The organism is Streptomyces sp. NPDC004539 (genome assembly GCF_040610055.1).
Taxonomy (GTDB): Bacteria; Actinomycetota; Actinomycetes; order Streptomycetales; family Streptomycetaceae; genus Streptomyces.
The window spans coordinates 33,642-47,266 of sequence record NZ_JBEXLS010000002.1 but is presented as its reverse complement, the minus strand read 5'-3'; the positions used below and the strand labels follow the sequence as shown (position 1 = coordinate 47,266).

At 73.8% G+C, this 13,625-nt stretch carries 12 protein-coding genes; 5 read left to right on the top strand and 7 right to left on the bottom strand.

Features of this window, described 5'->3' with window-relative positions; all coding sequences use genetic code 11:
* Positions 1-57 precede the first annotated feature (57 nt).
* The 3 genes from ABZX85_RS03950 to ABZX85_RS03940 are packed head-to-tail and all read left to right on the top strand — an operon-like array spanning position 58 to position 1,098.
* Positions 58-102 (top strand): hypothetical protein, encoded by a 45-nt coding sequence (locus ABZX85_RS03950; protein ID WP_355863078.1) that lies wholly within the window; start codon positions 58-60, stop codon positions 100-102.
* 55 nt (positions 103-157) lie between these two features.
* Complete coding sequence (locus tag ABZX85_RS03945; protein WP_355862375.1) at positions 158-691, top strand: cysteine dioxygenase; 534 nt, start codon at positions 158-160, stop codon at positions 689-691.
* Positions 688-1,098: a rhodanese-like domain-containing protein gene (locus ABZX85_RS03940; RefSeq protein ID WP_355862374.1), complete on the top strand. Its 411-nt coding sequence runs from the start codon at positions 688-690 to the stop codon at positions 1,096-1,098. The genes ABZX85_RS03945 and ABZX85_RS03940 overlap by 4 nt, the downstream gene beginning before the upstream one ends.
* 554 nt (positions 1,099-1,652) lie before the next feature.
* On the opposite strand, the gene recX is transcribed toward ABZX85_RS03940, so the two are convergent.
* The 4 genes from recX to ABZX85_RS03920 form a co-directional block, all read right to left on the bottom strand.
* The gene (recX, locus tag ABZX85_RS03935) at positions 1,653-2,558 is read right to left on the bottom strand and encodes a recombination regulator RecX (RefSeq protein WP_355862373.1); all 906 of its coding nucleotides are present in this window, start codon (positions 2,556-2,558) and stop codon (positions 1,653-1,655) included.
* A gap of 6 nt (positions 2,559-2,564) precedes the next feature.
* Positions 2,565-3,689: a recombinase RecA gene (recA, locus tag ABZX85_RS03930; protein WP_355862372.1), complete on the bottom strand. Its 1,125-nt coding sequence runs from the start codon at positions 3,687-3,689 to the stop codon at positions 2,565-2,567.
* Between the two features lie 287 nt (positions 3,690-3,976).
* Positions 3,977-5,218 carry an AI-2E family transporter gene (locus tag ABZX85_RS03925; protein WP_355862371.1) on the bottom strand — a complete coding sequence of 414 codons (1,242 nt, stop codon included), beginning with the start codon at positions 5,216-5,218 and terminating at the stop codon, positions 3,977-3,979.
* Positions 5,219-5,279: 61 nt separating this feature from the next.
* Complete coding sequence (locus ABZX85_RS03920; protein ID WP_355862370.1) at positions 5,280-5,474, bottom strand: DUF3046 domain-containing protein; 195 nt, start codon at positions 5,472-5,474, stop codon at positions 5,280-5,282.
* A 79-nt stretch (positions 5,475-5,553) separates the two neighbouring features.
* Between ABZX85_RS03920 and ABZX85_RS03915 the strand changes: the two genes are divergently transcribed.
* Positions 5,554-6,498 (top strand): hypothetical protein, encoded by a 945-nt coding sequence (locus ABZX85_RS03915; protein ID WP_355862369.1) that lies wholly within the window; start codon positions 5,554-5,556, stop codon positions 6,496-6,498.
* A 192-nt stretch (positions 6,499-6,690) separates the two neighbouring features.
* Here the strand turns inward: ABZX85_RS03915 and ABZX85_RS03910 are convergent, their stop codons facing one another.
* From ABZX85_RS03910 to ABZX85_RS03900, 3 genes are read right to left on the bottom strand one after another with little or no spacing between them, the layout of a single operon-like run.
* Positions 6,691-6,999, bottom strand: coding sequence for an AzlD domain-containing protein (locus ABZX85_RS03910; protein ID WP_355862368.1), 309 nt, complete (start codon positions 6,997-6,999; stop codon positions 6,691-6,693).
* Complete coding sequence (locus ABZX85_RS03905) at positions 6,996-7,694, bottom strand: AzlC family ABC transporter permease (RefSeq protein ID WP_355862367.1); 699 nt, start codon at positions 7,692-7,694, stop codon at positions 6,996-6,998. The genes ABZX85_RS03910 and ABZX85_RS03905 overlap by 4 nt, the downstream gene beginning before the upstream one ends.
* Positions 7,663-8,547: an AraC family transcriptional regulator gene (locus ABZX85_RS03900; protein ID WP_355862366.1), complete on the bottom strand. Its 885-nt coding sequence runs from the start codon at positions 8,545-8,547 to the stop codon at positions 7,663-7,665. The genes ABZX85_RS03905 and ABZX85_RS03900 overlap by 32 nt, the downstream gene beginning before the upstream one ends.
* A gap of 75 nt (positions 8,548-8,622) precedes the next feature.
* Here ABZX85_RS03900 and ABZX85_RS03895 point away from each other — a divergent pair, with 75 nt between their 5' ends.
* Positions 8,623-13,593, top strand: a complete 4,971-nt coding sequence (locus ABZX85_RS03895; protein ID WP_355862365.1) for an ATP-dependent helicase — start codon at positions 8,623-8,625, stop codon at positions 13,591-13,593.
* Positions 13,594-13,625: the final 32 nt, after the last annotated feature.

The window sequence follows — 13,625 nt, the reverse complement described above, 5'->3', positions numbered from 1 at the left end:
CATGGTCTACTCCGGATCGTGACCGACACCTGCGTGCACCTGTGGCGGAGGGTCCATATGGACCTCGTCCGTTACGCGGGCTGCGTGTGTCCCTCCTGCTGATTCGCATCCCTTTTCGCGCGCCCCTCGCGCGCCCTCAGCGAACCTCACCAGGACGGTGTCCGTGTCTGTCGCCTCTTCCCTCCCCACACCCTCACGCGTCCCCACCCAGGCCGATCTCCTGGACTTCGTACGACGCACCGCAGCCGACGCCGAGCTGATCGCGTCCCTCCCGCTCGACCCGGAGGGCCGTACCTGGATTCGCCTCGAAGGCCCCGCGGGCAGCGAGGCGTGGCTCATCGGCTGGCCCCCGGGCACCGGCACCGGCTGGCACGACCACGCGGACTCGGTGGGTGCCTTCCTCACCGCCCAGGGCGCGCTCAAGGAGAACTCCCTCGCGGCCCGCCTTCCGACGGACGGCTGGAAGACCCTGGAGCTGACGGAGGAGGTCGACCGCGAACGCCACCTGTCCACCGGCCAGGGCCGCGCGTTCGGCCGTCACCACATCCACGAGGTCCTGAACGAGTCCCCCGACCGGCACGCGGTCTCCGTCCACGCCTACTACCCGCCCCTCCCCCGCATCCGCCGCTACAGCCGGACCGGACAGATCCTGCGCCTCGAACAGGTCGAACGCCCGGAGGACTGGCAGTGAGCGACACCGAGACCCCCGGCGAACACCCTGTCGGCATCGACACCCTGCTCGACCGGATACGCACCACCTACGCGCGCGTGGAGCCTCAGGACGCGTACGACGCCACCCGCGCGGGAGACGCGCTGCTGGTCGACATCCGGTACGCCGCCCTGCGCGACCGGGACGGCCTGATCCCCGGCGCCCTCGTCGTCGAGCGCAACGAACTGGAGTGGCGCCTCGACCCCCAGGGCAGCCACCGCGCCCCCGAGGCCACCGGCCACGACCTGCGCGTGATCGTCGTCTGCAACGAGGGCTACGCCTCCAGCCTCGCCGCCGCCTCCCTCCACCAGCTCGGACTGCACCGGGCCACCGACCTGGTCGGCGGGTTCCAGGCGTGGAGGGCGGCGGGACTCCCGGTGACGCGGTAGCGAAGCGAAGGGGCGCGTGGGCAGAGGGACGCGAGGCCGAGGAACGCGGGGGCCGAGCGACACGGGGCGAGGCGACACAGGGGCCGAGGAGACACGTCGGCGGGGGCCGTCCCGGCTGTCGCGGTACGACAAGAGGATCGCCCCCGTTTCAGCGCTCCACTCCCCCACCTTGCTCCCCCGCACCCCGCACCCTCACTCGGCAGCTCTCGGGAAGTACACCGAGCCCGGCCCGGACACGATCGGCGCCCCCGCGCGTCCACCCTGTCCGGAGCCGGCCGCTCCGATGCCCCCGCCTCGACGGCCACGGGCCCCGGGGCCACCGCCCCGACGCCGCGATCCGGCCGTCGCCCCCACGACTGCGTCCCGCCCCGATCAGGACAACGCTCCACCGGGGCCGAGGGGCACGCACTCGGCCCGAAGAACCACCTCCCGGCGGCTCTCGCTCACCCTCACGCCGCCCCGAGGCACCCGCCGGGCACCAAGGCCGCAGGCGGCCCCGGGCTCAGCACCCCTCCCTGCCCAAGAAGCTCAGTGCCCCTCCCCATCCGGAAAGCTCAGTACCCCTCCCCGTCCAGGAAGTCGGTCTCCTCGCCCTCCTCCTCCAGCGCCTGGCGGACGATCCGCAGGGCCATGCCCTCGGCGTAGCCCTTGCGGGCGAGCATGCCCGCGAGACGGCGGACGCGCTTGTCCCGGTCGAGACCCCGGGTGGCCCGCAGCTTGCGGGCGACGAGTTCCCGGGCGGTCGTCTCCTCCTGCTCGGAGTCGAGCTGGGAGACCGCCTCGTCGATCAGCGTGGAGTCGACGCCTTTGGTGCGCAGCTCCCTGGCCAGGGCTCGCCGGGCCAGGCCCCGGCCGTGGTGCCGGGACTCGACCCAGGCGTCCGCGAAGGCACCGTCGTCGATCAGCCCGACCTCCTCGAAGCGGGAGAGGACCTCCTCGGCCACGTCGTCCGGGATCTCCCGCTTGCGCAGGGCGTCCGCGAGCTGCTTGCGGGTGCGCGGGGCCCCGGTGAGCAGGCGCAGGCAGATTCCCCGCGCCCGCTCAGCCGGGTCCCCTGAAGGCTGCTCCTTCTCGGCCCTCGACGAGTCGGAGGCGCCTTCCCCCTCGGCGGACCGTCCACCGGACGGTTCCCCGAAGCCGTTCCGGCGACGGCCGCGCCCGCCGCGCGGACCACCTCCGCCGGTTCTGCCACGCCCGGCACGGCCGCCACGCGCGCCGGGTCCCCCGTCGCCGTCCGGTCCGTCACCCCAAGGGGCCTCGCCGGACGGATCGCCGTTCGCGTACGTGCCGTTCCTCGGCCGGCCGGCGCCCGGGGAGTAGGCGTCCCCGGGCCGGCCGTCGTCGTACGCGCTCTGTGCCGACCGGTCGGTGCCGCCACGGCGGCCCTGGCCGGTGTCCCGCGTCTCCTGGTCCCAGAAGGCATGGGGGTCGGGGTCGGCCCAGTCGGTTCGTCGTGTCACGGGGGATCAGCTCTTGGCTGCCGCGGCCTTGGTCTTGGCGGTCTTGGCGGCGGGCGCGGGGACCGTCTTGGAGGCGTCGTCCGCCGGGGCGGCGCTCGCGGCGTCCACGCCCGGTTCGGCGGTGGGCTCCTCCGGGCGGACACCGACGCCCAGCTTCTCCTTGATCTTCCTCTCGATCTCGTTGGCGAGATCGGGGTTGTCCTTCAGGAAGTTGCGGGCGTTCTCCTTGCCCTGGCCGAGCTGGTCGCCCTCGTACGTGTACCAGGCGCCGGCCTTGCGGACGAAGCCGTTCTCCACGCCCATGTCGATCAGGCCGCCCTCGCGGGAGATGCCGTGGCCGTAGAGGATGTCGAACTCGGCCTGCTTGAAGGGCGGCGCGACCTTGTTCTTGACGACCTTGACGCGGGTGCGGTTGCCGACCGCGTCCGTGCCGTCCTTGAGGGTCTCGATGCGGCGGATGTCGAGGCGCACCGAGGCGTAGAACTTCAGGGCGCGGCCACCGGTCGTCGTCTCCGGGGAGCCGAACATCACGCCGATCTTCTCGCGGAGCTGGTTGATGAAGATGGCGGTGGTCTTGGACTGGTTGAGCGCGCTGGTGATCTTCCGCAGCGCCTGGCTCATCAGGCGGGCCTGGAGGCCGACGTGGCTGTCGCCCATCTCGCCCTCGATCTCCGCGCGCGGGACGAGCGCGGCGACGGAGTCGATGACGATGAGGTCGAGGGCGCCGGAGCGGACCAGCATGTCCACGATCTCCAGGGCCTGCTCGCCGTTGTCCGGCTGGGAGAGGATCAGGTTGTCGATGTCGACGCCGAGCTTCTTGGCGTACTCGGGGTCCAGCGCGTGCTCCGCGTCCACGAACGCGACCTGGCCGCCGGCCTTCTGGGCGTTCGCCACCGCGTGCAGCGTCAGCGTGGTCTTGCCGGAGGACTCCGGTCCGTAGACCTCGACGACGCGGCCACGCGGCAGACCGCCGACGCCGAGCGCGACGTCGAGCGCGGTCGAGCCGGTCGGGATGACCTCGATGGGCTCCATGGACCGCTCGCCCATGCGCATGACCGCGCCCTTGCCGAATTGCCGTTCAATCTGTGCGAGCGCGGCGTCCAGCGCCTTCTCGCGGTCCGTGCCTGCCATGGGTTCCACCCGGTTTGCTTGAGTCGATCGCTTCACGTCCAAGACGCTAACGCCTGCCACTGACAACGCGCCTCGACGCCGGTCCAGCCTGTGGATAACTTGGCGACTTCTCCGCCCGTACCCGGGCAAAACAACCAGGGAAGTCCCCGCCGAATGCCTCGCCGGAGCTTCCATCAGAATGGATGTTCGATTTTCGTGTCAAGCGCACCACACGGCTCCCGAGGGTACGTCCACCCACCCTTCACACCGGCGGACCACACCCGCGTGTCCCGTCGCGGGCGGCGCGCCTACCGCTCCCGTCCCCCACGCGCACGCGCGCCGGCCCGCCGCCACATCTCGCGCAGCCCCGAGGGCTCCTCGCGCCGAGGGCGGCCCTGCACCCGCGGATCGTCGGTCACGTCGTACCGCTTCACGTACGCCCCCAGGAACGCCTGGAGCGTCGCGACCGCCGGGATGGAGATCAGCGCGCCGACGGCCCCGAGCAGGGCGGTCCCGGCGATGACGGAGCCGAAGGCGACGGCGGGGTGGATGTCGACGGTCCGGGACGTCAGCTTCGGCTGGAGCATGTAGTTCTCGAACTGCTGGTAGATCACGACGAACACCAGCACCCACAGCGCGTACCAGGGGTCGACGGTGAACGCGATCAGCATGGGCAGCGCACCCGCGAGATACGTCCCGAGCGTCGGGATGAACTGCGAGACGACACCGACCCACAGGCCCAGCACGGGCGCGTAGGGGATCTCCAGGACCTGGAGCAGTATGTAGTGCGCGATCCCGGAGATCAGCGCCATCAGCCCGCGCGAGTAGAGATACCCGCCGGTCTTGTCGACGGCGATCTCCCAGGCGCGCAGCACCTCGGCCTGCTTGGCCGGCGGCAGCACCGAGCACAGGCCCCGCCGCAGCCGGGGCCCGTCGGCGGCGAAGTAGAACGCGAACAGGGCGATCGTCAGCAGCTGGAAGAGCCCGCCCAGAACCTGGGTGGAGACGTCGAGCACCCCGGCGGCGCTGTTCTGCGCGTACTTCTTCAGCCAGTCGGAGTGCAGCAGCCCCTCCTGGATGTCCACGCGCTTCAGCTCGGTGTGGAACGTCGTGTTGACCCAGTGGATGACCGAGTCGAGGTACTGCGGGAAGTCGTCGACCATCTTGACGATCTGTCCGGCGAGCATCGACCCGAGGAGCGTGATGAACCCGGCGACGGCGATCAGCAGCCCGAAGAAGACCAGGAAGGTCGCCATCCCGCGTCTCATCCCGTAGGACGCCATCCAGCTCACGGCCGGTTCGACGGCGAGCGCCAGGAAGAACGCGATGAGGATGTTGATCAGCAGTCCGAGCAGTTCGTGGAACGCCCACGTCCCGAGCTGGAACACGCCGACGAGGGCCAGCGCGAGCGCCATCGCGCGCGGCAGCCACCGGGGCATGCGCTCCCCGGCCGCCTCCCTGCTGTCGGCGGGAGGGTCCGCGGGCGGCGTAGCCGTGCCGGACGACGGTGTCTGCGGGGCTAGCTGCCCGGTCTCCTCAGTCGGTGCCACGGCCCAAGTCTCGCCCACGCACCCGGCGGTCCGGCAATCCCCCCGCGATCTTCGCCCCGGATCACCGGTTCTCGTGCGGAACGTTCATGACCGCGCACACCACCCGCCACACGTCCTTCGCCTCCCAGCCGACGGCCAGCGCCTCGTGCACCGTCCGCCCGCCCAGTTCCGTCATCACGTGATCGCGCGCGAAGGTCTCGGAGTACCCCGTACCGAAGTGCTCCGCCATCCGCTCCCAGAAGACCGTCAACCGCATGCCCCCAGTATCCCGCCCCTCGGGTACACCCTGGCCGTACGTCCCCCCGGGAGCCGTTTTCCGTCCTACGGTCGGCGACATGGCCGAACCAGGGGCTGCCCCCCTCCCTCAGACGCCCTCGGCGCGCTCCCCGCTCGCGCGCGCGGAGCGCTTCGTCTGGCTCAACGCGCGCGTGCTGGAACAGCGGCTCTTCGCCCACCACTTCCTGGGCGCCCCCGCCGAACCCGCGGAGACCGCCCTCGACGCCTACCGCACCGCCGACGGCGGGTACGGGCACGCCCTGGAACCCGATCTGCGCGGGCCCGTGGGCCAACCGCTGCACGCCGTGTACGCGCTGCGCGTCCTGGACGCCGTGGGCCGCTGCGGCGGGCGGCGGGTGGAGCAGCTGTGCCGCCATCTGACGGCCGTCTCGACCGCCGAGGGCGCGCTGCCGGCCGTCCTGCCCGCCCAGCGGGGCTGTCCGACCGCGCCGTTCGTCCCGGTCGTGGACGCGCCCCCGAGCGAACTGCTGACCACCGGTCCCGTGGCGGGCCTCCTGCACCGCAACGAGGTGTGGCACGCCTGGCTGTTCCGGGCGACCGACTTCTGCTGGCGCGCGGTGGAGTCCCTCACGAGCTCCCATCCGTACGAGGTCGAGGCCGCCGTCGACTTCCTGGACTCCGTACCCGACCGCTCCCGCGCGCAGGCCGCCGCCGACCGGCTGGGCCGGCTGGTCCGTGACCAGCGCCTGGTCGTCCTGGACCCCGACCGGGCGAGCTCCCACCCCGTGGCCGACGGCTACGCGCCCACCGAGCACCGGTTCCCCCACGACCTCGCCCGCACCCCGCGCTCCCTCGCGCGCGCGTGGTTCACCGACGCCGAGATGTCCCGCTCCCTCGACTTCCTCACCGCCGCCCAGCAGGACGACGGCGGCTGGCCCCTCCTCCGCCCCCACTGGACCCCCGCCGCCACCCTGGAGTCCCGCGCCATGCTGACGATCGAGGCTCTCCGCACGCTGAGAGCGCATGGACGGCTGCTGACGTGAGCCGGGGCGGGCGATCAGCGTGGCACGGGCATCCGGTGAGCCCTGACAGGGGAGCGCGGAACCGGCGTCTCCCGCGCGGGTGCGCGTAGCCGTTCCTGGACGACCCAGAGGTCTTCACTCCTCGCGGGCGCGCGCGTAGCCGGTCCATGTTCCCGTGCGGTTCTCAGCGACCTCCCCGCGCGCGTACCCCCCTCACCCCGCCAACGCCCGCACCCCCGCCGTCACCACCACCGCCGCTCCGACGATCACCAGGAAAGGTGCCCGCAGGAGGAACGCCACGGCGGCGGCGCCGAGGCCGGCGGCGCGGGCGTCCAGGGTGAGGGTGTGGGCGTCGGCGAACGTCTGCTGGGCCGTGAGAGCGGCCAGGAGGGCGACGGGGAGGAGCGCGGCGAGGCGGCGGACGAGGGGGCGTTCGAGGACGCCCTCGGGGACGAGCAGACCGGCGAGCTTGACGGCGTAGCAGCCGACGGCGGTGGCCAGCACCGCGATCCAGGTGTTCACCGGGCGTCCCTCCGGCGCCGTCCCTCGGCCCAGAGCCCGACGGGCGCGGCGAGGGCCGCGGCCAGCACGGGCACCCCGGTGGGCAGGACGGGCAGCAGGCCGAGCCCGAGCAGGACGGCGAGCACGGCGACGCCCCGTTCGACGGAGGTCTTCAGCATCGGCGCGAGCAGCGCGAGGAACACGGCGGGCCCGGCCGCGTCGATGCCCCACGCCCCGGTGTCGCCGAGGGCGTCCGCTCCGAGGGCGCCCAGCAGGGTGGTGAGGTTCCACAGTACGTACAGGCTGAGCCCGGTGACGGCGAAGCCGATCCGCGCGGCACGCCGCGTGGGCTGCGCGAGCGCGACGGCCGCCGTCTCGTCGATGATCCACTGCGCGGCGAACGGCCGCACCGCGCGCGGGAGGGCCAGCAACCGGGAGAGCCGCAGCCCGTAGAACGCGTTGCGCGTCCCCAGGAAGAACGCCCCCGCAGCCGCCGTGAACGGCCCGCCGCCCGCCGCGAGCGCCCCCACCAGGGCGAACTGGGACGCCCCGGTGAACACCAGGAGGCTCAGTACGCAACTCTGCGCCACCGTCATCCCCGAACCGGCCGACGTCACCCCGAAGGCGAATCCGCTCAGCCCCACGGCGACGCCGACGGCGAGGCCGTCGCGCACCACCGCACCGTCACCGGCGCGTGTCTCTGTCTGTTCCGTCACCCGTCGACGGTAGGAGCAGGCGCGCCCGCGCGTCTTGTACGTTCTTGCGCTCCCTGCGGTACGCCCCGGGAGGCACCCCCACGATCCGGGTGAAGTGCCGGTTCAGGTGCGGCTGGTCGCTGAAGCCCACGGCGAGCGCCGCCTGCGCGGGCGAGCTGCCCGCGTCCAGGAGCCGCCGGGCCAGCCGTACCCGGGCGTCGGTCAGCCAGGTGTGCGGCGGCATGCCGTAGGTGTCGCGGAACGCCCGCAGCAGGGCGAACGGCCCCGTCCCGAGTTCCTCGGCGAGCTGTTCCAGGGTCGGCGGCCCGGTCATCCGCTCCGTCAGCACGTCCCGCGCGCGTACGGCGACGCTCGCGCCGGCGGTCCGCACCGGCCGCGGCGGCGGCGAACCCCCGTTCAGCCGCAGCAACCGTGTCACCGCGACCCGCAGCAACGTGTCGGCGGTCAACGCGTCCCCCTCCTCGGCGGCGCGCAGCACCTGATGCACCAGCCGCACGGTCCGGGGATCGTCGACCACCGGGCTCACGAACCCCGGCGTCCCCCGCAGCGTCGTCGTCTCGGCGGCGATCCCGGCCACCACCTCCGGCGACGGGTACACCGCCCCGTACCGCCACCCCTCCGGCACCCCGGCCCGCCCGGTGTGCGGCGTGTCCGGATTGACCAGCGCCACGGCCCCGGCCCCGGCCGAGACCTCGCTCCCCCGATGCCGGAAGACCTCCACCCCTTCGGCGATGGCGGCGATGACGAACTCCTCGTGCGTATGCCGCACGAACGACTTCCGCACGTACCGAGCCCGCAGAAGATCGACCCCCGGCAACTCCCCGTACCGCCAATGCCGAGCCACCTCACCCATCCTCCCATTCTCCCCGCCCCGCCCCCGAACGCCCAGCTCAGCCCGATTGTCAGTGCCGAGGTGCAGGATGGACGCATGGTCAGTCCCACGCATCGAGCCCTAGCCGGCTTCTCCCCCGCGACCCGCGGCTGGTTCGCGGGGGCGTTCTCGGCGCCCACCGAGGCGCAGGCGGGCGCGTGGCAGGCCATCCGGGAGGGTTCGGACGTCCTGGTGGTCGCGCCGACGGGCTCGGGCAAGACCCTGGCGGCGTTCCTGGCCGCGCTGGACGGCCTCGCGTCGGCACCCCCACCGGCAGACCCGAAGAAGCGCTGCCGAGTGCTGTACGTCTCCCCGCTGAAAGCCCTCGCCGTGGACGTGGAGCGCAACCTCCGCAGCCCCCTGACCGGCATCCGCCAGGAATCCGTCCGCCTCGGTCTCCCGGAACCGGAGGTCAAGGTCGGCATCCGCTCCGGCGACACCCCGCCCGCGGAGCGCCGCGCCCTGGCGACCCGCCCCCCGGACATCCTGATCACGACCCCGGAGTCCCTGTTCCTGATGCTGACGTCCGCGACGCGCGACGCGCTGACAGGCGTGGAGACGGTCATCCTGGACGAGGTCCACGCGGTGGCGGGCACGAAACGCGGCGCACACCTCGCCCTGACCCTGGAGCGGCTGGACGAACTGCTCCCGAAACCGGCCCGCCGGATCGGCCTCTCGGCGACGGTCCGCCCGGTGGACGAGATCGCCCGCTACCTCGCCCCGCGCGGGAAGGTCGAGATCGTCCAGCCGAGGTCGGCGAAGGAGTTCGACCTCTCGGTGGTCGTCCCGGTGGAGGACCTCGGCGAGCTGGGCGGCTCCCCGGTGGACGACGCGAAGGCGGAGCGCCCCTCCATCTGGCCGCACGTGGAGGAGCGGATCGCGGACCTGGTCCAGGCCCACCGCTCGACGATCGTGTTCGCGAACTCCCGCCGCCTCGCGGAACGCCTGTGCAACCGGCTGAACGAGATCGCCTACGAACGGGCGACGGGCGAGCCGCTCGGCGAGCATCACGCCCCGGCGGAGCTGATGGGCGGTTCGGGCGCGGCCCAGGGCGCCCCGCCGATCCTCGCGCGGGCGCACCACGGCTCGGTCTCCAAGGAGCAGCGCGCCCTGGTCGAGGAGGACCTGAAGGCGGGCCGGCTGCCCGCCGTCGTCGCGACGTCGAGCCTGGAGCTGGGCATCGACATGGGCGCGGTGGACCTGGTGGTCCAGGTGGAGTCCCCGCCCTCGGTGGCCTCCGGCCTCCAGCGCGTGGGCCGCGCGGGCCACCAGGTGGGCGCGGTGTCGACGGGCGTGGTCTTCCCGAAGTACCGGGGCGACCTGGTCCAGGCGGCGGTGGTCACCGAACGGATGCGCGAGGGCGCCATCGAGTCCCTGAGGGTCCCGGCGAACCCGCTGGACGTACTGGCGCAGCAGCTGGTGGCGATGGTGTCGATGGACACCTGGCAGTTCGACGACCTGCTGGCGGCCGTCCGCCGCGCGGCCCCCTTCGCCTCGCTCCCGGAGTCCGCGTTCACGGCCACGCTGGACATGCTGGCCGGCCGCTACCCGTCGGACGCGTTCGCGGAACTGCGCCCCCGCGTGGTGTGGGACCGCGTGACCGGGGCGATCACGGGCCGTCCGGGCGCCCAGCGCCTGGCGGTGACCTCGGGCGGCACGATCCCCGACCGCGGCCTGTTCGGCGTCTTCCTCGCGGGCTCCGACCCGAAGAAGGGCGGCGGCCGGGTCGGCGAGCTGGACGAGGAGATGGTGTACGAGTCCCGCGTGGGCGACGTCTTCACGCTCGGGACGAGCTCCTGGCGCATCGAGGACATCACGCGCGACCGCGTCCTGGTCTCCCCGGCCCCCGGGGTGCCCGGGAGGCTGCCGTTCTGGAAGGGCGACCAACTGGGCCGCCCGCTGGAGCTGGGGCGCGCGGTGGGCGCGTTCCTGCGCGAGGTCGGCGCGCTGTCCCGGGAGGACGCCCGGCTGCGCCTGCTCGCGGCGGGCCTGGACGCGTGGGCCGCCGACAACGTCCTGTCGTACCTCGCCGAGCAGCGCGAGTCCTGCGGTCACGTCCCGGACGACCGGACGATCGTCGTGGAGCGCTTCCGGGACGAACTGGGCGACTGGCGCGTGGTCGTCCACTCCCCCTTCGGCGCCCAGGTGCACGCCCCGTGGGCGCTCGCCCTGGGTGCCCGCCTCGCCGAGCGGTACGGCATGGACGCCCAGGTGATGCACGCGGACGACGGCATCGTCCTGCGCCTCCCGGACGCCGACCTGATGGGCCTGGACCTGCTCGACCGGGAACCGGCGAAGGCGGGCACCGAATACGACGCCGACCAGGCGCCCGTGGGCGCGCAGGACGTCGTCTTCGACAAGAGCGAGGTCGACCGGGTCGTCACCGACCAGGTCGGCGGCTCGGCGCTGTTCGCGTCCCGGTTCCGCGAGTGCGCCGCCCGCGCGCTGCTGCTGCCGCGCCGCAACCCGGGCCGTCGTACGCCGCTGTGGCAGCAGCGGCAGCGGGCGGCGCAGCTGCTGGAGGTGGCGAGCGAGTTCGGGTCGTTCCCGATCGTCCTGGAGGCGGTGCGGGAGTGCCTCCAGGACGTCTTCGACGTCCCCGGGCTGGTCGAGCTGATGGGCGATCTGGAGTCGCGCAGGGTGCGCCTGGTCGAGGTCACCACCCCGGAGCCGTCGCCCTTCGCGCGCAGCCTCCTCTTCGGGTACGTCGCCCAGTTCCTGTACGAGGGCGACTCGCCGCTCGCCGAGCGCAGGGCGGCGGCCCTGTCGCTGGACTCGCGGCTGCTGGCGGAGCTGCTCGGCCAGGCGGAGCTGCGCGAGCTGCTCGACGCGGACGTGCTGGCCGAACTGGAGCGGGAGCTGCGGTGGCTCACCGACGAGCGGCGCCTCAAGGACGCCGAGGGGGTCGCCGACGCCCTGCGGGTCCTCGGTCCGCTCACCGACGCCGAGCTGGCCGAGCGGGGCGCCGACCCCCGCTGGGCGCCGGAGCTGGCCGCCGCCCGCCGCGTGATCCGGGTGCGGATCGCCGGCGTCGACCACTGGGCGGCGATCGAGGACGCGGGCCGCCTGCGCGACGCCCTGGGCACCGCCCTCCCGGTCGGCGTCCCCGAGGCATTCACGGAACCAGTCAAGGACCCCCTGGGCGACCTCCTGGCCCGCCACGCGCGCACGCACGGCCCGTTCACGTCCGCCGCCACGGCCACCCGCTTCGGCCTGGGCACGGCCGTCACCGACGGCGCGCTGCACCGGCTGGCGGCGAGCGGGCGGGTCGTCCAGGGCGAGTTCCACCCGGCGGGCATCGGCCAGGAGTGGTGCGACGCGACGGTCCTGCGCCGCCTGCGCCGCCGCTCCCTCGCGGCGCTCCGCCAGGAGCTGGAGCCGGTCCCGCCGGCCGCGCTCGCCCAGTTCCTGCCCCAGTGGCAGCACGTCGGCAAGAGCCACGCCCTGCGGGGCACGGACGGCCTGGTCCGCGCGGTCGAGCAGCTCCAAGGCGCCTCCGTACCCGCTTCGGCGCTGGAGAAACTGGTCCTGCCGTCGCGCGTGCGGGACTACTCCCCCGCGATGCTCGACGAGCTGACGGCCGCCGGGGAGATCGTCTGGGCGGGCGCGGGCGCCCTCCCCGGCAAGGACGGCTGGATCGCCCTGCACCTCGCGGACGCGGCCCCGCTGCTCCTGCCCCCGCCGCACCCCCTGGAGCCGACGGCCCTGCACGAATCGGTGCTCACCGCCCTGACCGGCGGCTACGGCCTGTTCTTCCGCCAGATCGCCGACCAGGTCCGCGCGACGACCCACCCGGAGGCCACCGACCCCCAGCTCGCCGACGCCCTCTGGGACCTCGCCTGGTCCGGCCGCCTCACCAACGACACGCTCGCCCCGATGCGCGCCCTGCTGGGCTCCGGCCGGACCGCGGGTTCCACCGCCCACCGCGCCCGGCGCGCGGTCCCGCGCGGGCGCTACGGCTCGCTGACGGCCGCCGCCCGCCCGGCCTCGCGCGGCGGCCCCCCGACGGTGGCCGGCCGCTGGTCCCTCCTCCCGCCCCCCGAGGGCGACCCGACCGTCCGCGCGCACGCCCTGGCCCGCACGCTCCTCGACCGGCACGGCGTGGTCACCCGGGGCGCGGTCGCCGCCGAGGGCGTCGAGGGCGGTTTCTCGGCGGTCTACCGCGTGCTGTCCGCGTTCGAGGACAACGGCCAGGCCCGCCGGGGGTACGTCGTGGAGGGCCTCGGCGCCGCCCAGTTCGCGATGGACGGCGCCGTCGACCGCCTGCGCGCGGTGGCGAACGCTCGCGACCGGGACGAACCCCTGCCCGCCCCGGCGACCCCGGCCGACTACGGCTTCCCCGCGAGCGCCACGCGCGGCATCGCACCGACCCCGGAGGACTTCCCGGCGTCCCCGGACCACAGCACGCCCTACGACCACCCGGTGCACCCCGACGACATCACGCCGGGCCCGCCCGGCACCGCCTTCCCCGACCTCGACTGGAGCACCCCGGCCCCCGGCGACACCCTCGACTTCGCCTCCCCCGAAGCCGACGCCGACGCAGGCACAGGCACAGGCGTCGGCACCCTCCGAGGCTCCCGGCGCCCCGGCCCGCCCCCGCCGTACGCGCAAGGGCACCCTCACCGTCGTACACCGCCCTCCCGGGCCGTCGTTCTCGCGGCGGCCGATCCGGCGAACGCGTACGGTGCGGCGTTGTCCTGGCCGGAGCCGCCGACCGGGGCGGGGCACAAGCCGGGGCGGAAGGCGGGCTCGCTGGTGGTGCTGGTCGGCGGGGAGCTGACGCTGTACATGGAGCGCGGCGGGAAGACGCTCCTGGCCTGGCCGAGCGGTCCTGACGACGCTCCGGGGGACGATCCCCGGCTCCGTGAGGCGGCGGAGGCGCTCGCGGAGGCCGCCCGCGCGGGCACGCTCGGCACGGTCACGGTGGAGCGCGTCAACGGCGTCCAGGCCCTCACCTCCCCTTTCGGCCTCCTCCTGGAAGGAGCAGGTTTCATCGCGACCCCGCGCGGCCTGCGCCTGCGCGCATGACGACACCTCGCACGACGACACCTCGTACGACG

Coding starts and splice junctions, on each gene's coding strand:
- ABZX85_RS03920 (WP_355862370.1), bottom strand. CDS start 5,474: ATGCGGTTGACGGTCTTCTGGGAGCGGATGGCGGAGCACTTCGGTACG.
- ABZX85_RS03900 (WP_355862366.1), bottom strand. CDS start 8,547: ATGGGTGAGGTGGCTCGGCATTGGCGGTACGGGGAGTTGCCGGGGGTC.
- ABZX85_RS03915 (WP_355862369.1), top strand. CDS start 5,554: ATGGCCGAACCAGGGGCTGCCCCCCTCCCTCAGACGCCCTCGGCGCGC.
- ABZX85_RS03895 (WP_355862365.1), top strand. CDS start 8,623: ATGGTCAGTCCCACGCATCGAGCCCTAGCCGGCTTCTCCCCCGCGACC.
- recA (WP_355862372.1), bottom strand. CDS start 3,689: ATGGCAGGCACGGACCGCGAGAAGGCGCTGGACGCCGCGCTCGCACAG.